Annotated in this window: 21 protein-coding genes and 4 pseudogenes; 9 read left to right on the forward strand and 16 right to left on the reverse strand. The window is 71.7% G+C overall.

The features are described from left to right. Positions 1-113: 113 nt before the first annotated feature. Positions 114-473 (reverse strand): hypothetical protein, encoded by a 360-nt coding sequence (locus ACWDZ4_RS33765; protein ID WP_451512214.1) that lies wholly within the window; start codon positions 471-473, stop codon positions 114-116. A gap of 58 nt (positions 474-531) precedes the next feature. Next, the gene (locus tag ACWDZ4_RS33770; RefSeq protein ID WP_451512215.1) at positions 532-663 is read right to left on the reverse strand and encodes a hypothetical protein; all 132 of its coding nucleotides are present in this window, start codon (positions 661-663) and stop codon (positions 532-534) included. Between the two features lie 1,017 nt (positions 664-1,680). Between ACWDZ4_RS33770 and ACWDZ4_RS33775 the strand changes: the two genes are divergently transcribed. Then, complete coding sequence (locus ACWDZ4_RS33775) at positions 1,681-2,019, forward strand: helix-turn-helix domain-containing protein (protein ID WP_451512216.1); 339 nt, start codon at positions 1,681-1,683, stop codon at positions 2,017-2,019. Positions 2,020-2,672: 653 nt separating this feature from the next. Here the strand turns inward: ACWDZ4_RS33775 and ACWDZ4_RS33780 are convergent. Then, the gene (locus ACWDZ4_RS33780; RefSeq protein WP_451512217.1) at positions 2,673-3,233 is read right to left on the reverse strand and encodes a hypothetical protein; all 561 of its coding nucleotides are present in this window, start codon (positions 3,231-3,233) and stop codon (positions 2,673-2,675) included. Between the two features lie 399 nt (positions 3,234-3,632). Between ACWDZ4_RS33780 and ACWDZ4_RS33785 the strand changes: the two are divergent. Then, a pseudogene (locus ACWDZ4_RS33785) lies at positions 3,633-4,211 on the forward strand (hemolysin III family protein); the annotation flags it as partial. 153 nt (positions 4,212-4,364) lie between these two features. Here the strand turns inward: ACWDZ4_RS33785 and ACWDZ4_RS33790 are convergent. The 3 genes from ACWDZ4_RS33790 to ACWDZ4_RS33800 all read right to left on the reverse strand — a co-directional run bounded on the left by ACWDZ4_RS33790 (position 4,365) and on the right by ACWDZ4_RS33800 (position 7,903). Further along, a complete protein-coding gene (locus ACWDZ4_RS33790; protein ID WP_451512218.1) occupies positions 4,365-5,603 on the reverse strand; it encodes a PP2C family protein-serine/threonine phosphatase in 1,239 nt (412 codons plus the stop codon). Positions 5,604-6,932: 1,329 nt separating this feature from the next. After that, the gene (locus ACWDZ4_RS33795) at positions 6,933-7,307 is read right to left on the reverse strand and encodes a hypothetical protein (protein ID WP_451512219.1); all 375 of its coding nucleotides are present in this window, start codon (positions 7,305-7,307) and stop codon (positions 6,933-6,935) included. Further along, the gene (locus ACWDZ4_RS33800) at positions 7,304-7,903 is read right to left on the reverse strand and encodes an RNA polymerase sigma factor (protein WP_451512220.1); all 600 of its coding nucleotides are present in this window, start codon (positions 7,901-7,903) and stop codon (positions 7,304-7,306) included. Before ACWDZ4_RS33800 ends, ACWDZ4_RS33795 begins: the two co-directional genes overlap by 4 nt. A gap of 851 nt (positions 7,904-8,754) precedes the next feature. On the opposite strand from ACWDZ4_RS33800, the gene ACWDZ4_RS33805 reads away from it, so the two are divergent. Further along, on the forward strand, positions 8,755-9,072 hold the full coding sequence (locus ACWDZ4_RS33805; protein WP_451512221.1) for an NIPSNAP family protein: 318 nt from the start codon (positions 8,755-8,757) through the stop codon (positions 9,070-9,072). Positions 9,073-9,143: 71 nt separating this feature from the next. Here the strand turns inward: ACWDZ4_RS33805 and ACWDZ4_RS33810 are convergent. Continuing rightward, positions 9,144-9,306: pseudogene (locus tag ACWDZ4_RS33810) on the reverse strand (IS5/IS1182 family transposase); the annotation flags it as partial. 102 nt (positions 9,307-9,408) lie between these two features. Between ACWDZ4_RS33810 and ACWDZ4_RS33815 the strand changes: the two are divergent. Continuing rightward, a complete protein-coding gene (locus tag ACWDZ4_RS33815) occupies positions 9,409-9,621 on the forward strand; it encodes a DUF4287 domain-containing protein (RefSeq protein ID WP_451512222.1) in 213 nt (70 codons plus the stop codon). A 564-nt stretch (positions 9,622-10,185) separates the two neighbouring features. Here ACWDZ4_RS33815 and ACWDZ4_RS33820 read toward each other — a convergent pair. Beyond that, positions 10,186-11,031, reverse strand: a complete 846-nt coding sequence (locus ACWDZ4_RS33820; protein WP_451512223.1) for an isocitrate lyase/PEP mutase family protein — start codon at positions 11,029-11,031, stop codon at positions 10,186-10,188. A 170-nt stretch (positions 11,032-11,201) separates the two neighbouring features. Further along, positions 11,202-11,423 carry a hypothetical protein gene (locus tag ACWDZ4_RS33825; protein WP_451512224.1) on the reverse strand — a complete coding sequence of 74 codons (222 nt, stop codon included), beginning with the start codon at positions 11,421-11,423 and terminating at the stop codon, positions 11,202-11,204. A gap of 129 nt (positions 11,424-11,552) precedes the next feature. On the opposite strand from ACWDZ4_RS33825, the gene ACWDZ4_RS33830 reads away from it, so the two are divergent. Beyond that, positions 11,553-12,422 carry a YhjD/YihY/BrkB family envelope integrity protein gene (locus tag ACWDZ4_RS33830; protein WP_451512225.1) on the forward strand — a complete coding sequence of 290 codons (870 nt, stop codon included), beginning with the start codon at positions 11,553-11,555 and terminating at the stop codon, positions 12,420-12,422. A gap of 164 nt (positions 12,423-12,586) precedes the next feature. Here the strand turns inward: ACWDZ4_RS33830 and ACWDZ4_RS33835 are convergent, their stop codons facing one another. Next, positions 12,587-13,630, reverse strand: a complete 1,044-nt coding sequence (locus ACWDZ4_RS33835; protein WP_451512226.1) for a phosphatidylinositol-specific phospholipase C domain-containing protein — start codon at positions 13,628-13,630, stop codon at positions 12,587-12,589. A 227-nt stretch (positions 13,631-13,857) separates the two neighbouring features. Between ACWDZ4_RS33835 and ACWDZ4_RS33840 the strand changes: the two genes are divergently transcribed. After that, positions 13,858-15,384, forward strand: coding sequence for a hypothetical protein (locus ACWDZ4_RS33840; protein WP_451512227.1), 1,527 nt, complete (start codon positions 13,858-13,860; stop codon positions 15,382-15,384). 131 nt (positions 15,385-15,515) lie between these two features. Here ACWDZ4_RS33840 and ACWDZ4_RS33845 read toward each other — a convergent pair whose 3' ends face one another. Continuing rightward, the gene (locus ACWDZ4_RS33845) at positions 15,516-15,737 is read right to left on the reverse strand and encodes a DUF3072 domain-containing protein (RefSeq protein WP_451512228.1); all 222 of its coding nucleotides are present in this window, start codon (positions 15,735-15,737) and stop codon (positions 15,516-15,518) included. 365 nt (positions 15,738-16,102) lie between these two features. On the opposite strand from ACWDZ4_RS33845, the gene ACWDZ4_RS33850 reads away from it, so the two are divergent. Together ACWDZ4_RS33850 and ACWDZ4_RS33855 are read left to right on the forward strand one after the other, a co-directional pair. Beyond that, a complete protein-coding gene (locus tag ACWDZ4_RS33850) occupies positions 16,103-16,813 on the forward strand; it encodes a 4'-phosphopantetheinyl transferase family protein (RefSeq protein WP_451512229.1) in 711 nt (236 codons plus the stop codon). 69 nt (positions 16,814-16,882) lie between these two features. Further along, positions 16,883-17,185, forward strand: a pseudogene (locus tag ACWDZ4_RS33855) (oxidoreductase); the annotation flags it as partial. Between the two features lie 31 nt (positions 17,186-17,216). Here the strand turns inward: ACWDZ4_RS33855 and ACWDZ4_RS33860 are convergent. Beyond that, a pseudogene (locus ACWDZ4_RS33860) lies at positions 17,217-17,588 on the reverse strand (aspartate 4-decarboxylase); the annotation flags it as partial. Between the two features lie 175 nt (positions 17,589-17,763). Next, positions 17,764-18,774 carry a helix-turn-helix domain-containing protein gene (locus ACWDZ4_RS33865; protein ID WP_451512230.1) on the reverse strand — a complete coding sequence of 337 codons (1,011 nt, stop codon included), beginning with the start codon at positions 18,772-18,774 and terminating at the stop codon, positions 17,764-17,766. Between the two features lie 90 nt (positions 18,775-18,864). On the opposite strand from ACWDZ4_RS33865, the gene ACWDZ4_RS33870 reads away from it, so the two are divergent. After that, on the forward strand, positions 18,865-20,385 hold the full coding sequence (locus ACWDZ4_RS33870) for an alpha/beta hydrolase (RefSeq protein ID WP_451512231.1): 1,521 nt from the start codon (positions 18,865-18,867) through the stop codon (positions 20,383-20,385). Positions 20,386-20,677: 292 nt separating this feature from the next. Here the strand turns inward: ACWDZ4_RS33870 and ACWDZ4_RS33875 are convergent, their stop codons facing one another. The 3 genes from ACWDZ4_RS33875 to ACWDZ4_RS33885 all read right to left on the reverse strand — a co-directional run. After that, positions 20,678-21,448, reverse strand: a complete 771-nt coding sequence (locus ACWDZ4_RS33875; protein WP_451512232.1) for an alpha/beta hydrolase — start codon at positions 21,446-21,448, stop codon at positions 20,678-20,680. Between the two features lie 195 nt (positions 21,449-21,643). Further along, on the reverse strand, positions 21,644-22,117 hold the full coding sequence (locus ACWDZ4_RS33880; protein ID WP_451512233.1) for an ATP-binding protein: 474 nt from the start codon (positions 22,115-22,117) through the stop codon (positions 21,644-21,646). A 163-nt stretch (positions 22,118-22,280) separates the two neighbouring features. Further along, a partial coding sequence (locus ACWDZ4_RS33885) for a fasciclin domain-containing protein (RefSeq protein ID WP_451511975.1) occupies positions 22,281-22,376 on the reverse strand: 96 nt, incomplete at its 5' end.

Here is a 22,376-nt window from a genome sequence, read left to right on the forward strand (position 1 = left end):
CTCGACGTGGGTGATGGGCGGGGTCTTCGGCCTCTACCTGGTGGTGTGCGGCGTCTTCCTGCGGCGCGCCGGTCGGGCCCACACCGCTGTCAGGTGCCGGCCGCAATGGTCGCTCAGCGGCCGGAGTAGCTGAAGTCGCCCACGGTCCAGGCACTGACGTCCTCGATCGCAACGCGGTACATCCCGCCCGTCTCCGGAATCCCCACCGTGCCCTGCAGGATCCGGGCGACATGGAAGTGAAGATGCGCAGGCGGCCCGTCCTTCTCCGTGGGGGTGCCGAAGACGGCGGAGAACTCCCCCAAGAGGTCCGAATCCGTCAGTACGTCCGACACTCTCTGCCTCCACACTGCTTCGGGAGCCAGCCGACCGGTGATGACAGCACCACCGGTGACCACGGTCAGGGACATCTGGTTGCTCTGCCCGGATTCCACCAGGGCGGCGACGTTGACGAGCAGCTCGTCAGGTTTCGACATGGGGCAGATTGTATTCACCGGCCATCCGGCTGCTTGCGCGGTGGCTCTGGCGGTGGCGCTACCGGGCAAGACGGGCCCTCACGGTCTTGCCCCCGGAGGCCCGGTGGGTGACCGGGGTGGCGCGGGCGAGGCGGTTGACCATGGGCCGGCCGAAACCCCCGGTGCCGCCGTTCAGGTCAGGGGTGCGCATGCGCGGCGCATGCCGATCGGGGGCGTGGACGGCCGCCGTGTTCATCAGGGTCACCCCATCAGGCGGAGCCGCAGTGCTTGCCGGAGAGACCGACGGCCACAGCCGACGCATGGCGGCACGCTGTCGTGCGCCCGCGTCAGCCCGTTCCACGGTGCCGACCCAGGGCCTGTTCGAGCGGACGCGGCAACAGGAGCGTCGGTCTGCGCATCGCGATGAATGCCCAGGGGTGGCCGGTATCGGTCGACGAGGCGGATTACCTCGCCTTCCGGCGGGCGGAAATCTGTGCCCGCCGGAGTAGACATTGGATGGTGGTGTGGTTATGGTTTCTCTCGTAGCCGAGATCGAGCAAGGCCCGGCAGAGATGAACTGCCGGGCAGCGGTACGGGTAGTGCGCAGGACAGTGCGGTGGTGGAGTTCCGAAGCCAGGGTTGTCGCAGGACGGTGACGGGACTGACGACCGGACTGGGTGGCCCGCAGTGATCAGGGGCCGCCGTGAGCAGGGACGCAGCTGACGCAGTGGTAGTTCAGCAGCTGCGGTTGTCGGTACCAGCAGCGCAGTAATCAGTGGTTCCTCGGTAAAGGCGTCGGCTGCGGGCGCGCGTACCGGGAAGTTCGGCAGTGGGGTTCCAAGCCAGAGCAGACGCAGGACGGGCGACGGGGCTGGCTGCCGGAGAGTGGCGCTGTGCGAGGCCACCAGTGGTTCGCAGTAGCAGCAGTACAAGCAACACGCAGTACCCGTTTGGCAAGTGATTGGTTCAGAGGGAAGAACGGAGGGCTTCAGCGCCATCAGGATCGCCCGGGCGGCAGGCTTGAGCCCGGGTGCCGCAGGACATCGTCAGGTAGGTGGTCTCCGGTCACGCATCCGCGATCCCCGCATTCCCCGCCCTCTCCCGGGTGGGCCTGCGGAACGAGTAGGCCGGCGCAGTACCGGGGTCGGCAGATGGTGTAGCAGTTCCTTCGGGGCCCTGGTGCCAGTACGGCATCAGGGCCCCTCCACGTGTTCCACAGAGAGGTGAGATGACAGCAGACGATTCCTTCGGCCGTCTCGACGACGACGATTACCCCGCCTACACCATGGGTCGAGCTGCCGAGATGCTCGGCACCACCCCCCACTTCCTCCGCGCCATCGGCGAGGCCCGGCTGATCACACCGCTCCGCTCGGAGGGCGGCCACCGCCGCTACTCCCGCTACCAGCTGCGCATCGCGGCCCGCGCCCGGGAACTCGTCGACCGAGGCACCCCTGTCGAGGCCGCCTGCCGCATCGTCATCCTCGAAGACCAGCTCGAAGAAGCCCAGCGCATCAACGCCGAACACCGCCGCGCCGCCGGATCACCCGTCCCTCCGGCCGCGGCATGAGATGAGCGTGCCCGCCGGTACCGGCGGGCACCGCACGCCCGGTTCCGCTCTGCGGCGTGATCGTTCCTGTGGTGACGTGGTGTACGGGCGTGCAGCGTCTGCGTCAGCTGTCGTGGTTCGTCATTCCCCTCTGCCCACGCTTTTGGCGTGGGCGTTTCGCTGTGCTGCGCCGCAGGAACCAGGGTGATCATCTCTGCCTTCCCCCTGGAGTGGGAGGCGCGCATCGACTGGAAGGTATGACTCCGGATCATGACGTGCGACGTCACCCAGGGCCAGAAGGACCCGCAGGCCGAGAACATCAACCCGGCCCGACCTCTCAGCCTTTCCCGAGGGATCGCGTACGCCGCCTCCGGTGACTGCCACCGCCCGTGCGGGCCGTGCTTTCAGCCGGACAACCGGACGAGGTGACCCGTTCTCGTGCCGGGCGTCGACAGGAACCTGGTGTGCACAGCTCGGGGCCGCGCAGTCATGGCGGCGCGGCCCCGAGCTGTTGAGGTGGAACTGAGGCGGACGCGTCCTCGGCCGAAACCTTCCTGAATCCGGTCGCTCCCAAGCGGTGTCCAGGGTTCCCCCGGTCGCCTCACCGTACAAGTTGCCGATGGGCGGGGCTCGGGCGCCGCATGCCCTGCGCGGCTGCCTGGGGAAGCGGACGTTCAGGCGCTCGTCCAGGCGTCGAGGAAGGCTTTCCGTCCAGCCGGGCCGTCCGACCTGCGGTCTGCATGCAGGACGCGCCAGGCGGTGAGCTCGAAATCCCGGAGCCACAGTTCTCCGATGACCTGTGTCTTGAGGTCGGGGAAATGGTCGGACTCGGCGAGGGCTTGACCGATCACCTCCCCGGCCGCGACGCGCTGGGGCGGGGTCATCTCATCGACGGCCGAGAGGATCTGTCGGGCCAGGGGAGTTCCCTCTCCTGCCAGGGAACGCAGCACCAGGGCCTTGATGTTGACGGGCAGCAGGTACGCGGTGCCCGAAGACCTCCACAGGTCCGACCAGAAGTGTTCTCCTGCCTTGGTGGGCGCGGGCAGCGCGGCCAGCAGCCCGAGGAGATGGCCGGTAGCCGCATAACCATCGGAGTGGGCAGCTGCGACGACTGCGATGCCGGCGACGCGCTCCACATCGAGATGGCCGGCTTCGAGACGCGAAGCCAGGCCCAACTGGTGTTCCAGCTGGTCTGCGAGGGGGGCGGATACGTGGGGGCGGACCTCAGGAAGCATCGGCGATCCTTGCGCGTAGGCGAGCGGAGATGCCCGTTCGGAAGCCCTGATCGTTCCCATGACCAGCCGATCTACTCGGCTTCGGCAGGCCCAATTGGCGGCAGCAGCACCGGGGCTGGAGTCCACGCAGTGGCGAACCAGCCCAGGCCCGGCGACATGGGCCTGGGGTTCGGGACCGACCTCCGATCATGCTGCCCGGGTGAGGTCTCCTGGCAAGACCGCCTGGCTGCCCGGGACGCCCGGAAGTCCGAGGGAGAACGGGAAGCTGTGTCCCGCGACGCCGCTGAAGTCGAATGGGATCGCATGGCCCCGGCGCGGGGAGAACGCCGTGAAGACGGGCTGCCCTGCGGCTCACAGAGTGGCGATGCAGGGGAGAGGGCCCACTCGGTTGCCGCTCTGGTGGAGCGGGCGGCCGACCTGGCCGGACCGATCAAGCCGAGGTCGCGTGGCCGGCTTCATGCCGGAACGGCCCCTGCCGCACTGATCGCGGCCGTCGTACCCATCTGTTTGGCCCGTACTCCGCAGGCGGTCCTGGTCTGCGCCGTGTAACCGGTCACCGCCTCGCTGCTGTTCGCAACGAGCGTCATCCACCGCGGCACCTGCACCTCCCTGGCCGTGCTCCTCCTCCCGCCGGACCAGCGGTCTGTGCTCCTCCTCCCGCCGGACCAGCGGCCCGTGCTGCTGTGGATCGTGCGGGCGGGCGCGTTGGCCGGCATCACCTTCCGGGGCCTGTGGGTCGCAGCTCCGCGCTGGCTGCACACCCCGTGATACCTGGCTTTGGGGTGGACACCGGTGCGCTACCAGTCCGACTTCCTGCACACCGGCGGAGCGGCCGTACGGGTACTGGGCGTTGTCGGCGGTCTCCTCCACAGTGCGGGCGCGGTGGTCTGTGCCCTCCAGCGGCCCGCCCCCTCACCCCGGTGGTTCGGTTTCCACGACGTCTTCCACGCTCTGGCCGTGGCGGCTTTCACCGCGCACTGCACCCATGAGGTGGCACGGACGGCCTTCTCGCTCCTGCCGGTCGTCGGCGTGGTGGTTCTGGTCGCCGGCCTCGTCCTGCCCGGACTGAGCCCGCGCCTGCGGCGGCGGCCGGGGGCCGACCGAAGCCGGCTGTCCGGAGCGACGCTCAAGTCAGTGCCCAGGAGTGGTCCGCCCCGTCCGTGACGGTGCGGAGGCGTCGGCGAGATCGGCGCCGGTGTCGGCGTCCCGGCGGGAGTGGCCGATGCCGTGCCAGTCCAGGCACATGACGGTCGCGTCGTCCTGCAGATGGCCGTCGTTGGCATCGACGATTGCCGCGATGAGGGTGCGGGCGGCCTCGCGGGGATGCAGCTCGCGGGTGCGGACGATCAGGTCCGACAGGTCGAGGCTGTTGGCGTTGCGCTCGAGCATGCCGTCGGTGAGCATCACCAGCCGGTCACCCGGCCGCAGGTCCAGCGACTGGACCCGGTAGGTGTGGGGGACCTGGAAGCCGAACGGCAAATCGACTTGTGGAACGATCTCCCGCACCTGTCCGTCCCGCATGCGCAGTGGCCAGGGGTGCCCGGCGTTGATGAACTCGGTCGTGCCGTCGATCAGACTGATGCGCAGGAGCTGTCCGGTGACATAACCCTGGCGGCCGTGATCCCGCATGGCCTGGTCGGCCTGGCGAGCCTGTTCGGCGAGGTCCGCACCGGCTCGCCGTGCCCGGCGCAGGGCGCCCACCAGGAGTGTGGCCAGCAGCGCGGCGTCGACATCGTGGCCCACGGCGTCGGTGACGGAGAGCTGCACGGTGTCCCGGTCGATGACGTAGTCGAAGGTGTCGCCCCCGACGTGGTCGGCCGGCTCCAGCGCCCCGGCCACCGCGAACTGGGCGGCCTCACATGCCAGCGACGCCGGGAGCAACCGGTGCTGGATCTCCGCGGCCAGGCTCAGCGGGTTGGTCCGGCGGCCCCACTGGTACACGTCGGTGAAGGGCCGGTTCGCGATCACGATGTACGCCAGGGCGTGCGCGGTCTCCCCGATCTCCCGCATCACCTCCGCATCCGGCACCGCGGGCAGAAACAGTTCCAGGAGTCCGATGGCGTCCCCGCGGTTGGTCACCGGGGCGACGATCCTCACCAGGGCGCCCTCGCCCTTGTCCTCCACCTTCGGCCGCTGGGTGCGGATCACGTCGTCGTACAGGGTGCCCCGCAGCGTGATGCGCCGGGCGGGTTCATCGGTGTCGACGCTGCCCGCCGCCCCCAGCCGTACGACCGAGCCGCCGGTGAAGTCGGTGATGAGGAACGACACCGACGCGGCCCCGAGACGCTCCCTGAGCATGCGCGCGACAACGTCGAGCGACTCCACGGGCGCCGCGGTCTCGGCCGCCGCCAGTGTCCCCGCCAAGGTCATCGCCCTGCCCCGGCCGCCCCCGTCCCCGGGAGCACGAGTGGTCGGTTCACCCTCCTGGTCAGGCCCGCATACGATCACGGTGACTCCTCGCTCGCTGGTGCTCAGGGCTCCGTCCCAGGTGTGCGAGAGGCCGGCGCCAAGCCCGGTGCCGGGCAGAAGTCATTGCACCACAGGGCCCCTGAGCGGGTGTCGGCCAACCGCTCGCGAACGGCCCGGCACCGGTGACGTGCGGGTGCTTCTTTCGCGGTCTTTCAGGTTCGTGTCCGGTTACGCGGTCCGTTCTCCCGACGTGCTCCCCGGGGCTGCCCGTCGTCCCCGGATTCTCCCCGGAGTGGGCCTCTGCCGTGGGCGCGCGCCGGGGTGTCCGTTGGCCTCCTGCGAGTTGCCCGGTCACGGTGAGCGGCCGTTGAGGGCGAGGTGCCGGGATGCGCCGGATCTGGGCCGCGGTTTCGATTGCCTGCCCGGTCAGGCAGGCCCCGTACAGCGGTAGGGGGACGTGTCCGGCCGTACAGGACCATGGGTGAGCAGGACTATGCGCGGGAACGGCCTTCGCCGGTCCGCTTGTCCGAGGCGCGCGTCGGAGGGCTGCGTCCGGCAGCGGAAGCCCGGGGGAGTTCTCCGGGCCCGCCAGATGTTCTGGCGGGGTTTTTGCGTGCAGCGAGCTGCTACCGGCTGAAAAACCGCCCTGTCAGCACCACGCGAATGCAAAGGGCATGAGGGGCCGTATTCGCTCAGGGGAAGGGACCCTGCCGCCTGGCCGTCATCCGCCACACCGTCCTCGCACCGACCGAGCCGGAACTGCCCAACTCCTGGCTGCCCTCCCGATGGAGGAGGGGGTGCTGGGGCGATGCTGGGCCTGCGGCGGCTGCCGCGGCCCCGTGCTCGTCCCCCCGTCGCTCGCCCTCGTCGAGGGGCGGACGCGGGCCCGGGACCAGAACACCAGCCGACGTCCCCGGCCGGGAGGCCACCGCCTCCTGCGCCGGCGAAGCCTCCCTCCCCGCAGACTTCCGGACCGTGCGGGGCCCCGTGATGTCTGCCCCCGGGGTGTGTTTGCTGCCCGGCACACGAGAGCCGCATTCGTGCGAGCGAAGAGCAAAGAGAAGAGCCCAAACCGAAAATACGAAAATAGGCTGAATGTCTCGACGGGAAGGCATCGATCAGTGAATCCCGACGCCGGCCGATGCCTCCCCGCCCGGAGAGCCCCCCCGGGCCGCTCGACAGAAGGGCGGAAGACAAGCCGGGCCAGGAGGCCGGAGGCCCGGGGCCACGGAGAAGCCGACGGGACGGGCGTTCACGGGCTCGCGGTCCACGGAACAGGCCGTGGCCCGGTCACCGGGAGGCGGCTGGGGCATTGACGTCGGACGCCGACTCCTCCGCGGCCTTCGCCGCCGGGTGTGCCTTGGTGAGGGTGCAGACGCCGTCCACACACTGGCGCTCCAGACGGCCGCGGGAGATGGTCTGCGCCAGGCCGACCATCCAGCAGGTGGGGCAGCCGCGGAAGGCGATCAGGGCGAACGGGGCAGCCAGCAGGACGGCCGGGCCGGCGACGGGCACCAGGGCGATCGAGCCGATGATCAGCCCGAAGCCGATGGCGCCGCGCGCCAGGTGGCGCGGGACGGACTTGCTGGCGAAGTTCATCCCGGGCGCCGCGGACAGTGCGGTGGTCCGGGCCTTCGCGCTCTGTGCGGTGTTCACGGTGTTCACGGTCGTGAGTCTCCTCCGACTGGTGGGCCGATGGCTTGATCGGGTGCTTGGTCGGTCACTGCCAGCGAGTGACGCAGCGCTGCGCGTGCTCTGTGCAGCCGCGACTTCATCGCGGTGTTGCTCAGACCGAGCGAATGGGCGACGGTCCTGCCGGGCAGGCCCTGTACGTCCCGCATGATCAGGACCTGCCGCTGGTCACGGGGGAGGGCACTGACCGCAGCCGCGATCCGCTCGACCTCCAGCCTGTGCAGCACCGCGTCCTCGGCGGACGGCTCCGCGGACGCCTCCGGTCCGGCCGACGCCTCGTCGCTCCGCGAGACGAGCAGCCGTACCTGCCGGAGGCATTCGTTGCGCACAATCCGGAACATCCATGAGGCAAGCGCGCCGGTGGCCCGCAAGGTGCCGATCTTCCGGTAGAGGATGATCAGCGCCTCCTGCGCCGCGTCCTCCGCGTCCTGCGGCGAGGCGCACAGCGATATGGCGAACTTGCGCACATGAGGCTGCGATTCCATGACGACGGTGGTGAGCGAAGTGACGTCGCCGTCCTGAGCGGCCTTGATCAGCCGCTCGTCCGGCCAGGGGAAGCGTTGGTTCATGTGCTACTCATACCCGTAAGGCGTCCCGTGCGCAGGCGTTGGTCAGCTTCGGCTCTTGTAGCGCCGCATCAGGTGCCAGCTGCACGCTCCCACGAGCAGGACTCCGATTACTACGAGGGCAGTGACCATGATTGGTGTTTCCTTCCGGTTCTGCCGACCCGTTCGGGCCGGTACACAGATAAGAGGCGGGGAGGTCCGGAAAGGATTCGCCTCCGGCCGAAGTTTTCTCCGAACCGCGCATGGCCCCGCTCGCGCAGCCGCGGCACGCGGCCCGCAGCGCCCCGGGAACGACGGTGCGCGCCGCCCGTTCGGTCCGCCTCCCCGAAGGGGCGCAGGGCGTGCTTGCGCTCCCGATCACGGGCAGCACGGTTCGAAGGCATGAAGAGCGAGGGGGCCTTCGGGATCGGGCGGTGCCGGCGGCGGTGTGGCGCCCACCTCGTCCGTGGGCGCCGTGCGGGCAGGGTAGTTGCCGTCAGAAGCCGGCGCGTACCGAACCACGGCAGCTACCGTCCGGAGCCGTTGCGCACTCAGGCCCGGTGTGCGCCTCGGCGCGCATCAGACACTGACGTTGCGCATCGACCCGCGGATCCCGGAATCACGCACCGGGCAACCGTGCAGGATCCGCGCATCCGTGCGCACCGCTCCCTGCGGAATCAACGGAATCAACGGAATCATCGGAATCCGGGCCGAGCGAGCAGTGGCGGTGCCGGTTCGGCCAACCGCCGCTCTCCGGTCGTGTCACCGGTCGTGTCACCGCTGTGCGGGATTGATCCGTTTCCCGTCTTCCGGGTGCGCGCAACCGGTACACAGGCCGCTTTCGTGATCGAACCGTCCCGCTGCATCATGGAGGCATGATCACTGTTCATCTGACGTATGAGATCGACGCCGACAAGCTGGAGGACTTCGAGGAGTACGGCCGCCGCTGGGTCGGGCTCGTCAACCGTTTCGGCGGGACGCACCACGGCTACTTCCTGCCGAGTGAGGGCGACAGCGACATCGCCTACGCTCTCTTCTCCTTTTCCAGTCTCGCTGCGTACGAGCAGTACCGGACGGACAGCGTGTCTGATCCGGAGTGTCAGGAGGCGTTCGAACTGGCTCGTCGCACGCGCTGCATCAAGCGGTACGAACGCCGCTTTCTCCGGCCGCTCGACGGTGTGCCCAGCGCGTGACTGACAGGTGATCACCTGGCCGGTTCGTGGAGCCGGAGGACCGGGGAGGCCAGGACGAGTCCGGCGCGCTACCGGTCGGTGAGCTTGCCGAACCTGGTGGCGACCGCACGGAACTGCTTCGGGCGGGTGAAGCATCGTTCGGATCACGTTGCGGTCGTGGTGGACGACCTTGTCGAAGGCGGGTAGCCGGCCGCCGTGGGTTCCGCGTCGTCGGCGGCCGGCGGACGCCCGGGCCGTCCCCGTGCGAGGGGCGGGAGGGAGAGCCGGCTGCTCGGCGTGAGCGTGATCCTGCGGGGGAGCAGACTCGTCTTTGCACGCCAGTATCAAACTGTACGTATGAACGATTCCGTGCAGGGCCCCGCCAGTTACTTTCCATCGATCGAGCAGAAGTACGGTCGTCCGATCGCGGAGTGGAAGGACCTCATTCGCTCGTCGCCGCTGACCAGGCACATGGAACTGGTGGCCTGGCTCAAGACCGAGCACGGCCTGGGACACGGCCATGCCAACGCGCTTGTCGCGCACACCCTCGCGGAGGGCAGCGGCAAGTGAGTGGACGTCATCCGGTACGGCGAGAATCCTGACGCGACCGTTGCGCCGGCGCGCTCCCTGCGCACCGGCGCGACGGCGGGGGAGCCTTTCAGTGTGTCGTTCAGCCCCACGCCTGGTCCGGCGACGGCTCGGGTGGCAGTGCTGGTGAGCGGGCGGGGCGGGCGAACTCGGACAACTCCGGGCGGGGAAGAGCGAGGCATCCTGGCCCGCGTCCCCACGCCCTCTCGTTCACAGGAGAGCCTCTTCCCTGGAATTGCGCGGCCCGCCGGCCCGGCGACCGCGCCCGGTCGCGACACCGTTGCGCGTCCCCAGCGGGTCTTTGCCGGCTCCGAGTTGAAGGAGGCGCTCCTGCCCGACTCCGCGTTCGGCCGGCCCCTGGAGGGCGGTGACGAGTGCACGATGGCGTTCAAGGGCACCCACGAGCAGCGGAGAGGACGTCGGCAGTATTGCCTCCGCGGGGACGAGGACCCGGCCTGGCTGGGGCCGGGTGCGACGAATCGGGGGACGTACTCGTCGGACGCGGCCTCGGGCGTTCCGTCACGGCTTCGTCCTGGCGCGGAGCCTTCAGCGCATGCTGTGGCGGTGGAGGTTCTCGGTCAGCATCATCGTGGCATCGCCGACACCGATGCCGCCGCCGTCCTCCGCGGCGGGCAGACGCCCGTCGGCGGATTTCAGTCCGGTCATCGCCTCTTCCATCGCGCGGTGCGCGGCGAACAGGCACGGCGTGCTGTAGACCGCCACGTCGACCCCGAGCGCGGCCAGTTCGGTGAGGGACAGACGCGGTGACCTGCCGCCCGCGATCTGGTTGAAGAGCAACGGTTTGCTGCCGACGACGCCACGGATCCGGCGGATCGCCTCGACGCTGCGCACCCCGTCGACCAGCACCATGTCCGCGTCGGTCGCCGCCAGGGCTTTGGCGCGGATCAGGATGTCCTCCTCGTCGGTGGCGTCGGTCCGTGCCACGACCAGCAGGTCGGTCCGGCTCGCCAGTACCTGGTCGAGCTTCTCGAGGTACTCGTCGAGCGGCAGTACCTGCTTTCCGTCGGCGTGGCCGCAGCGGCGAGGGCGCTTCTGGTCCTCCAGCACCACCCCCGAAAGGCCCGCCCGCTCCAGGCGCCGCACCACGTGGCAGGCCAGTTCGGGGTCACCGTAGCCGTCGTCGATGTCCACGAGCAGGTGATGACGCGGGAACGCGCCGCGCAGGCGTTCCGCGAACGCCACCATGTCCGGCCAGGCGATGAACCCGATGTCGGGAAGCCCGTAGTACGAGGCGGCGAAGCCGAAACCGGATACGAAGAGACCGTCGTAGTGCCGGGCCGCCAGGGAGGCGGAGTGCATGTCGTACACACCGATGAGGGGAGTGGTCCCGGCGGAGGCGATCCGGTCGCGCAAGGCTTTTCCGTACAGCATGGCTGGTTCCTGACAGTCGCGGGGAGACCCGGGAGCGGGCGTACGTCGATCACGCGGGCTGATCAACGCCGGGTACGCACACCGGTTGCGCCAGATCACCCCAAAGGCGCCCCACACCACTCCTGTTTCTCCTGGCCCGGTCCCGCCGGCGGCCGGGGCCGGCCGCTCCGCTAGCCGTCGAGGTCGTTCGCTCCCGGATCGATCACCTCGTCCAGCACCTTCCGCACCGCCTCGTACGCGGCGGCGAAGACCTCTGCCGCCGGAGCATCCTGGGGGCCGCTCTTCCCGTCGGTGTCCGACCGGGCCCGCCAGTGCTGCTCCTGCTGCCCGGCCCAGTCACGAGCCCTGCGCACACGGCGCAGGAGTTCATCCGCGTCCACGATATCGGTCATGGGCGGAACCTACCCGCCCAGCCTCCCCCAAGCACCGATGTTCTTCGGCCACCCGGGCGGACGCGCGGGTGACACCCGTTCGGGGGCACACCGGAGGCGACGCGGGCACTTACGGGTACTCGACCGGGCATGCCCCCGAACCCCGGTGCGCCGCACGACGGCCGCCCCGCGCAGCACGGCCACTGGCTCCCGCGACTTCAGCGGCGGCTGCGGGCCTCGGCCCTCGCGCTCACCTGGGAACGGGGACGCGAGGTGGAGCTCATGCACCGTGCCATGGGTTTCGCGGCGCTGAGTTTCCTCACCCTGGTGCCGCTGCTGATCGTCGTCGCTTCGGCCGACCTCGCGAGCGGGCGCGGTTTCGCCCGGTGGCTCGTGGCGGGGCTCGGTGTGTCCGAGAGATCCCAGGAGGAGGTCACGGAACTGTTCGGCCGGCCAGGCCAGGCGCTGCAGCAGACAACGGCGCTCGGTCTCGCCGCGCTGGCCGCTTTCGGGGTGACGTTCGGATCCGCCGTGCAGACCGGCTACGAACGCGTGTGGGATCTGCCGACGGCGCGATGGCACACGATGTGGCGCCATGTCGTCTGGCTGGCCGTCCTGGTGGCCGCCCTGCTGCTCTTCGTCAAGGTGCCCGCTCCCGACGAGTCGCCCGTCGTCGCGACGGTACTGGTCGTCGGCGGTGATCTCACCGGCTTGTTCGTCTTCTTCTGGTGGTCGCAGCGATTCCTGCTCTGCGGCCGGATCCGCTGGCGCGCGCTCGCGCCGGGGGCCGTGGCGACGGCAGTGGGGTTGCTGGGGCTGCGGATCTTCAGCCAGTTCGTCTTCTCGCCGCTGATCGCGTCGAACGCGGTGACGTACGGCCCGATCGGGACCGTGCTGGTCCTGCAGTCCTGGCTGGTGGGGGTGGGATTCGTCGTGTACGGCGGGGCGATGGCCGGGCGGCTGGTCCACGAGTGGCGAGTACGGCGTACGTCGGCCCCGGGGCCGGGAGGGCCGGACTGATGGTCCGTGCCTTGCGTACCTGGTGTGCCTGGCGTACCTCATGTACCTCGTGTACGAGGCGCACGGTGAGGTGACCCGCGTGCGAGCTGCCCGGCCGGCCTCCCGGCCCATGGCGGTGGGCGGGAAACCGGACCGGGCCGGACCGCTGGCCGGACGGCCGCCCGTCAGCCGGACGCCCGCGCCGTGACGGCCGACAGGACCCGGGGCAGGCCGCGCCAGTCCGCGGAGATGACGCTCGCGTGCCGCCCGGCCAGCAGGGAGAGACGCGCGAGCGCCTCCGCCTCGGTCGGGTTCGTACCGTCGATCGCCGGGGGCACCTTGTGGGCGTCCGTCATGACCAGGAGGTACCGGTTGCGGGCGTACCAGCCCGTGTCCGTGCCACCGCCGGCGTACGTGGCGGCGTCACCGTCGAAGACCACGAACCAGGGACGGACGGCCGCGTCCGCGTAGCGCGTTCGCGGGTCGCCGCCCTCGGCTCCGTGCACGGCGGGGAAGGCGGACGCCTCCCGGAGCCGGCCGGCTGCCGCCAGGTCGCGAAGGTGACCGGCGTACTCGCGGTCGGTCCACAGGGTGTCGGCGGGGTTGCCTTCCTCGACCGTCCCCGGGATGAGCTCCACGACGAACCGGCCCGCGAGCGCGGAGCGCGCGGGCCAGCCGTCGGCGCGTACGGCGGCGTCGAGCGTGCCGTGTCCGCCGGCCAGGTCCGCCGGCCGGTAGAGCGCGTCGCCGAGCTTCTCGGTGAGCAGGGCGTCGAACTGGGCGGGACCGCGCCCGTTCTTGCCCAGGAAGCCGTCCTTGAGCTCGACCTTCAGCACGACCGGCCGGTGGCCGGGGTGCGCGTCGTGCCACGCTCTGACGTCCGCGAGGCAGCCGCCCAGATTCTGGTTGCGGGGCTTGGCGCGCAGCTCGTTCGCGTTCGCCGCGTTCACGCAGTTGTTGTCGTTGCCGACGGGGTTGCTGTGCGAGACCCGCCAGGAGCTGCCGAAGGCGTTGGTCCACACGTCCAGCTCCAGCATGGCGGCGCCGGAGTCCAGTGCGTCGGCGAAGTACGGGAAGGCGTTCTTCTCGTACGCGTTGTGCACGCCGACCCCCGTGGTGGCGGAGTAGGCCGGCTGAGGACCGGCCGCCACGGCGTCGGCCGGGGTCGCGCCCACGCCGAGGAGTGCCATGGCCAGAGCCGTCGCCGATCGACGCCATATCGCTTTCATGTGTCCTGCCTTCGTGGGAGTTGGTGGGGCAACCGCGCAGCAAGATACGGGAGTTGCCCGAACAGCAGGAGTCCGCGAGCCGACTTCTGTGCCGCCTGCGCCGAACATCCGCGACTCGGCGCACCGCCTCGTTGGACACCGGGCGCGGGCACCATGGATCATCGAGCGGCACAACAGACGTGGCACAACAGGTGCGGGACAGCGACCGCACGAGGGGCAGGGACGGCATGACCGGCGAGGGCGCGGAGCAGGCACGGGCACGGGCGGCGGTCAAAACGCTGAAGGCGCTGGCGCAGCAGCGGCCCGACGCCGTCACACTGCTCGACGGCTTCACGGACGCCGAGCTCGACACGTGGCCGGTTCCGGTACCCGAAGCGGTACGCGTCGTCCTGCGCGAGACCGGCGGCCTGGAGGCCGACGGCATCCCGTACGCATTCGGCCCGCGCGGCACCTCCCACGGCCGCCGGCCCTTCGCGGACGGCCACTGGACGCTGGGCGAACTGCACTGGGGCCAGGGCTCGCTCATCGTCGGTCCGGGCGGCGGGCGGCACCCGGGCTGGGGCCCGGTCGTGGCCGTCCAGGCGTACGACGAACCGGAAGTCACCGTCGAGGCCGCGACGTTCACCGGCTGGCTCCTCGCCCTCGCCGAACGGCTCGCCGACGGTGGCACGGTGGAGGAACGGCCCCTGCCCACGGTCTTCGTCGGGGCCGTTCCGTCCGTCGAGACCGCCGAGAGCGAGGAGACGGACGCCGAACTGGCGGCGCTGGTCGGCCGGGGGGATTCGCTCACCGACGTGGTCGACCTGCGCTCGCTTCCCGCCTACCCGTGCGGCGTCGGCTGGCAGCCGTACCACTCGACCGACTGCAACACCGCCGACACCGGCAGCAGCGAAGTCGAGTTCCGGCTGGTCGGAGAGGGCAGGGCGCTACTCATCCGCTCCGTGGTCAGCGGCGACTTCCTGCGCGACGGAGTACGGCGGCACCGGGTACCCGACGACGCCGCCGGACGCGCCGTGGCCGAGCTGCGCGCGCTGGCCGCCGAACTCCCCGGGCTCGTCACCCTCCACGACGGCTGCACCGACCCGGAGATGGACGCCTGGCCGGTGCCCGTCCCCGCCGGCATCCGCGCCGTACTGCGGGAGACCGGCGGCGTACGCATGGCCGGCCTGCCCGAGCTGTTGCTGCTGCCCGGCGCGCCCGAGCACACCGTCGACCCCGAGGTGCACCGCATGATGGGCGGCGACGGCACGTACTGGCCCGTCGCCCGGGTCGTGTACGGCCGTCACACCGCCCTCGCGCAGATCCGCATCGACCCGGACACCGGCGAGTGGGGTTACGCCGTGTCCGTCCCCACCGACCCCCGTAGCCTCCGTGAGTTCCCGGAGGTCACCCTGCTGGCCGAGTCGCTTCCGCACCTGCTGCTGACCGTCGCCCGGCTCGCCCGCGAGGCGGCCGGCGGCCCCGGCTTCGCACGCTCGCTCGCCGGAGCGACCACCTGGTTCTTCCCGAACACCGGCGAGCCGTGGACCCGGCCGGCGCCCGTCGACGAGTGGGCTTCCTCCGCCGACCCGCTGCGGGCGGCGGTCACCGGTCTGCCGGCCGGGTCCCACGTCGCGGACCTGCGCCGGGCGCCGATCCCCACCGATCTGTGCTTTCACCGGGCGGAGGACTGGCCGTACGGCGAGAGCCTCGACCACCTCCACTTCGCTGCCGGGGGCAGGATCGCCGCAGCGGTCCCGCTCACGGGTGGCTGACGGAACCCGCCGCGTTCGCCGAGGAGCCCGGCGGACCGCCCCGGTCGCCGATGGCACGGCGGGCGGTTCGGTGCCGCCGGGCGCGGCGCCGCCCGGGCCGAGCCGACGGCGACCGCCTCCGGCTTCCTCGTTCACACGCCGTCGTCTTTGTTCCCGCCCGGTCCGGCCGTTCGCGGCGACGCGCGCTGCAAGCGCTCGATCATCCGCGACGCCTCGGCCTTCGTGAGGTTCCGCGGAACGTCCTCGTGCGCCTCGCGGGCCAGGGTGTGCAGGTAGCTCAGCTGCGCGCCGGTGGCCGGCTCGTCACCGGTCACCCACTCCTCGACGTCCTTCTCCGGGTCCTGTTCGCTCATGTCCGGTCCTCTACCCGGCATTCCCTGCCGGGCTCCCGCCACGGGCAGCTCCCGCTCCGTACGGCGCAACGCAGGTGACCCGTTCGGCGCAGGCCCGGGCCCGGACGCAGGCACTGTCGGAGATTCCGGAGCCGCGCCGGTCACCGCGGTCGCGACCGGCTTTCCCGCGAGGCTCACCGGGGTCACGGGCTCCGTGCCCGCCGTCTTCACCGCCGCCGGGCCCGCGGGCGCGCAGGAAGCGGTCGGCCCACTCGGTGATTCCGGCGCAGGGCGGGCCCTGGGCGAGCGCCGAGGCCGTGTGCCGCGTCCTGTGAAAACAATCCATCGGCCCTGGGCCGGTAGTCCCGTGCGCCTATCCTGCACATATGACGATCTTGGTGAGGACCGTGCCCGGACCCCTCCACGGCGAGTGGTGGGAGGAGCCCGTGACGCTTCCTTCGGCCGGGGAAGCACCGCAGCTGTGGCTGGTGCGGACAGCCGAGCTCAGGGACGCCGCGACGGCCGGGGCCGACGTACTGGACGCTGCGGAGAAGGCCCGGGCGGAGGCGTTCCTCAGGCCCGGGGACCGGGACACGTACGTCGCGGTGCATGTCGCGCTGCGCATGCTGCTCAGCGGCTACCTGGACACCGCGCCCCAGGACATACCACTGACCCGGCTGGACTGTCCGTTGTGCGGCGGGCCGCACGGCCGGCCGGCCGTGAAGGGGCAGCCGGTGCACTTCTCGGTCTCGCACAGTGCCGGCCTCGGGCTGCTGGGATTTGCCGCAACCCCTGTCGGTGTGGACGTGGAGGAGGTCCCGCAGCTCAGGATCGTCGAGGAGATCGCGGCGATGCTGCATCCGCGGGAGACCGCGGAGCTGGCCGGGTACGAGGACGCCGACCGGCCCCGTGCGTTCGCCCGGACCTGGGCCCGCAAGGAGGCGTACCTGAAAGGGCTGGGCACGGGGATCGCGCGCAGTCTTTCCACTGACTACCTGGGCACGGCACGAACCCCCGGCGCCGACCTCCCGGGCTGGTGGATCAGCGACGCCGATGTGGGCGGCACACACGCGGCAGCCGTCGCCGTACACCACTGAGGGCCAGGGGCACGACGGCCTCACGTACGTTCCCCGACCGGAGCACCGAGGAGATCACCGCGCGCTCCGGCCCGGCACTCGCTGGTGCTGGAGCACGCGCTGCGGCCCCTGTTCGCCCACCTGCGGGCGGTCGTCGTGTTGCCGGCGGTGTACGCGGCCTCCGAGAAGTGGGGCGAACAGGGTCTCGCCGAGCGAACCGGGCGAACCGAGCGGGCCGCCGGGCAACCGGCCGGCCTGATGACGGAGCGGCCGACGGAACCTTCGGCGAAAACGAAAGCGCCCGCAACGTAACTCCCGGCGCCGCCGCAGGCGGAGGCAGGCGGCTTCACGGTGGTTCTCTTCGCGCAGCAGCCGGCTGCTGCGCGACCATGACGCGCAGCACAGGACGGCACAGGACGGCGGATTACGCCGTGGACGCCTGCCATTCGGCCGCGTAGTCGTTGAAGATCGCTCGCAGATGGTGGCCGGTCTTCAGGTGGCCGAGGTCGTCCAGGTTGGCGAGCGAGACGCGGACCGACCACTCGGGGCCGTCGAACCCGCCACCGTCGAGGAGGACCACATGGGTCTGTTCGGCCAGGCGGAAGAGAGCGTCGACGGGTTCGTACTCCTGCTGCAGGAAGGCCGCGAAGTCCTTGCCGTGCACCCGCTCGGCCACGGCCAGCAGGTCGAGTTCGACGTAGGAGGCCGCGCGCCCGGGGGCGTCCGCGATCCGCATCCGGGCGCCTTCGAGCAGCAGGTCGAGCCGCTGCCGCACGATGGCATCCCGATATTTGTATGAGGCAGTCAAAGTAGGGCAATTCGCGAATGCAGCCGCCCCTGCGGACTCCGCTCGCCGGGGAAGGGGCATGCCTCCGTTCGGCCCTGACGGGGGGATACCTGCCAGGGCCCTCCGTCCGACCGTCCGAGGCGGAGCGAGCCTCTTCCGGGCGATGCGGACCGCGGTGGGCTTGTTACGTGGCCGTCCGCGCCGTCCGCGCCGTCCGCGCCGCCCGGGTCGGCTGTCTTGTCCGGGGCGTCTGTTCCGCCCGTGCCGTCTGCGCGTCCAGGGCCGCGAGCAGCCAGTCGTGCGCGACCCCGGGGGTCGGCTCCGGCCGCGCGCCCGGCGGGGTGGCGACCTCGGCGGCCAGCTCCCAGTACCGGTCGATCCGGGGATCGGAGGCGAGCTGCCCGGCCAGCAGGCGGCGGAACTCCGGGGTGTCCCGGGTGCCGTGGACACGCGCGTACACGGCGACGAAGCAGTCCAGCGCCTCGCCCGGAGCCGGGGGCCGGTTCCACCGCAGCTGTCCGCCCGCGAGCTCGTACGCCTCGGCCAGGCCCGCGTACAGCACGGCCGCCCCGCGGCCCCCCGCGGCCCTGTGCGCCTCCGGCCGACAGTGCTCCGGGCTCCCGCACGGGCGGGACGTCAGCGCGTACAGCCGGGCGAAGGCCAGCACCTGCGCCGGGGACGGGGCGTCGGGCGGCTGCACCACCGCCACCTCCAGGAACGCGGCGGTGGCCCGGGCCGGCATCCGCGGCGGCAGCCAGGCGCGCCAGAACCGGGCCGGCGCCTCGGTGCTCGGCGGGCTGGTCACGGCGCCGATCAGCCGCAGCCGGTCGGCCCGCTCCCCGGGCGGGCACTCCTGCACCAGCCGCAGCCCCGCCTCCCGCCACCGCAGGGCCCTGAGCTCGGAGCCGAGCACGCGCAACCGCCCGGCGACGGCGTCCTCCAGGACCCGGCCCGCCGCGTCCTCCTCGTCGAGGATCCGGTGCACCTCGGGAACCGGCAGGTCGAGGGTGCGCAGCGAACGGATCAGGCGCAGCCGGTCGAGCGCCTCCGGGCCGTAGCGGCGGTGTCCTCCCGCGCTGCGGGAAGCCTCCGGCAACAGACCGCGGTCGGAGTAGAACCGGACGGTCTTGACGGTGACGCCCGCGTGCTCGGCGAGTTCGCCGATGCTGCACAGGCCGTCGCGCGACGTGAACACTTGAACCTCCCTCAGGGGGAGTTCCTACCGTACCGACGAGCGCGGACGGCGATCGGGCCGGACCGCGGACGGCGTACCGAGGAGAGGGTCATGACCGCATTCATCCTGGTGTCGGGCGCGTTCACCGGCGCACACGTGTGGGAGGGCGCGGCCGCGCGACTGGCCGCGGCGGGGGCCGAGGTGCACACGCCGGACCTCACCGGACTCGGCGCGGGACGTGGCCCCGCGCGTCCCGGCACGGATCTGGAGACGCACATCGCGGACGTGCTGGCGGCGATCGACTCCGTAGGCGGCGCGGCCGGGCGGGAGATCGTGCTGGTCGGCCACGACTACGGCATCCACCCGGTGCTGGGCGCCGCCGACCGGCGCGCGGAGCGCGTCTCCCGGATCGTCTACCTGGACGCGGGTATGCCGCAGGACGGGGTCCCGGCCCTGGCGGCGGTGCCCGACCAGGCCCTGCGCGAGCAGCTGGCCGGGCGCGCCGCACGGGGCGCGGCGGCCGGTGAGCTGCCGCCCCCGGCCCGCGACGAGTGGCAGCGCTGGGGCAGCACCGCCGGCGTCCCGGAGGAGGCGCTGGACCGGCTCACCGCCCGCGCCGCGCCGCAGCCGCTGGGCACTCTGCTCCAGCCGCTCCGGCTGACCGGCGCGGTGGCCGCGGTGCCCGCCACCGGGGTGCTGTGCACCGGCAACGGCGCGGGCATCGAGATGCTCCGGCTACGGGTGAGCTTCGGCGGCCCCGCCTTCGAGGCCCTGACCGACCCCCGCGTGACGTTCTTCGAACTCCCCACCGGGCACTGGCCGATGCTGTCCTGTCCCGCGGAGCTGGCGGAGGTCCTGCTGCGCGCCGCGGCAGGGGAGGGCCACCGGCTGAAGCCGGCCGGGACCACCGAGCCGCCGCCGCACCTGCGGCCGTTCCTGCTGGATCTGCCCGAACCCGCCCGTGAGCGGTCCGGGAACGTCGACCTGTACCTGCCCGCGGCAGAGGGCCCGCGACCTGCGGTGGTCTTCGTGCACGGCGGCCCGGTGCCCGCCGGGGCGCGTCCGACCCCGCGGGAGTGGCCGGCCATGACGGGGTACGCCCGGTACGCGGCCGGGCAGGGCGCGGTGGGAGTGACCTTCGACCACCGCCTCCACGACGTCACCGACTACGAGCGCGCCGCCGCGGACACGGCCGCCGCGGTGGAGCTGGTCCGGGCCGACCCCCGGGTCGACCCGGACCGGGTGGCGCTGTGGTTCTTCTCGGGCGGCGGTCCGATGGCGGCGGACTGGCTGGGGGCGCCCCCGGCGTGGCTGCGCTGCCTGGCGGCCAGCTACCCGATCCTGGCGCCGTTGCCCGACCGGGGGTCGGCCGAGGGGCGGTTCCGCCCGGCGGCCGCGGTGGCGGACGCGGGCGGCCTGCCTCTCGTACTCACCCGGGTGGGGTTCGAGGTGCCCGAGATCGCCGCCACCGTCGCGGAGTTCCTGGCCGCGGCCGAGGACTGCGGAGCCGATGTCGAGGTGATCGACGTGCCGAACGGCCACCACAACTTCGAGGCACTGGACCCGACCGACGAGTCGCGCGAGGCCGTGCACCGCGCGATGCGCTCGGTGCTGGCACACCTGACAGGCTGAGCCGGACCGCCCGGCCGGGCCCTGTACGTTCCCCGCCCCCAGGACCCGGCCGGGTACCGGCAGGTTCGCCCGCGAACGCCCGCCGCGCCTGGGCGTCCCGCTGGTCCTCGCGTCGTTCGCCCTCGTCCGGGTCGGCCCGCGCCGATCGTGTCGAGTACGCGGCGATCGTGGCCGGTCCACCGGCGGTGACCTTCGTGGTGTACGAGTACGCGGTGCACAGGACGCGGGCGGGCCGTGTCCTGCCCGGCGGCGCCGCCTCATCGCTCCGCACCACCCCGGCGGACGCCGTGCGTCACGCCGGCCGGCGGCCTCTGCGGGGGAGCTCCTGGAGCACGTGGTGAGCGCTGACCACGCGCTCGCCGTCGCCGGCCTGCGCCGCTCGTACGACGGCCGGTATCGGCTCTTCGCCGAGGACGCCCGTGGCGAGGAAAGCCGTGAGCCGGTGCCAGACACCGGCGTCACGCAGCATGGCGTGCCCGCCGCGGGGCATCACGATGCCGCAGGCCCGCGCCCCGGCGTGCCCAGCCCTTCGTACGAAGTCCCAGGAGTCGCGGGCATGCGTGACGCGGTCCTGTTCGTCGTGGAGGACGATCACCTGCTTGTCCCTGAGGTGCGCCACCGGTTCGCCCGGCGGACACCACGGGGCGAGGGCGACGACCCCGCTCACGTGCGGGTGTTCGGCCACGCGCAGCGCTGCCCGCGCGCCCATGGAGTGTCCGACGAGGACGACGGGCCCGAGCGGGACGAGCGGCTTCAGTTCGTCGAGCGCCTCTCGCGCGTCGTGTACGGGGTCGCTGCGCGATCCGTTCCATCCGCGGTGGCGGTAGCGCGCCGATGCCAGCAGCACATGGTGTTTCCGCGCGGCCTTCAGGATCGCGCTGCCGAACGGCCGCATGCGCGCGCTCGGCAGATTGAGCAGCGGCGGTGGCGTAAGGGCCTCCGAGCGGCCGCCGTGCAGGAGGAGGACAGCGCCCCCGGGCGCGGGCGGGAGGGTCCGTAGCCGAAGGGAACGATGGCCGGTACGGTCCCGCTCGTCCTGGTGCGCCCTGGGGTCGGTCATCATGTGCCTCGCTGTTCGTGTCCGGTGGTGCGTCGGGGCGGCCGGGGGAAGAAGCCGCTCGTGCGTGCCGCGTACATGGCGTACCCCGGACGCCCGCCATGTGATTCTCCAGGAACCGCGTCGCGCACTGGTCACGCGAGCCGGTCAGCAGCTGTTCGAAGCGCGGAGCCGACCGGACGGGCCGGTCGCGGGATGTGCTCAGCCGGCGGGGGGCCGGCAGCCGGAGGCGCGACGGGGCCCGCCCTCCAGTTCCGCCCACACGGTGTGCCCGTGGCCGGAAGGGGCGTCGCCCCAGGAGGAGGCGAGGGTGTCGACGATGAACAGGCCGCGCCCACCGTTCATCAAGGAGCCGGAGGGGTGGCGCCAGCGTGCGCGCAGCCGGTCGATGTCGATACCGGCCCCGGCGTCGTGTACCTCCAGGCGTACGTACCGTCGTCCGCTGTCCTCGCACACCAGCCACATGCGCACATCCCACGGCGGCGTGCCGTAGCGGACGGCGTTGGTCAGCAGCTCCGTCACTACGAGCAGTGCGTCGTCGGTGAGGGTCTCCAGGTTCCAGCGCGCCAGACAGTTCCTGATCACGGCTCTGGCCGCGGCAGCAGCGCCCGCCGCTGCCGCGGCCGGGTCACGGCCGGACCGGGAGGGGGACACGACGGGCACGACGACTCTCATGCCCCTTATTCGTCGCCGCGACGTTCCCGGATGGGTCCCTCCGTGGCGTCGCCGTCCTGCCGGGCCCCGGTTTCCGCACGGCGAGGCCGCTGCGGTCGCCCCGGGTGGTGGGAGGGGGTGGCGCAGCGGCCTCGTGGCGGTGTGCGTGCGTGCGGGGTTCGGGTTACTTCGGCATCAGGACGGTGTCGATGATGTAGACGGTGGCGTTGGCGGTGGGGACGTTGCCGCAGACGACGTTGGCGGTGTCGTTGACCTTGTA

This window comes from Streptomyces sp. NPDC003016 (assembly GCF_053591455.1).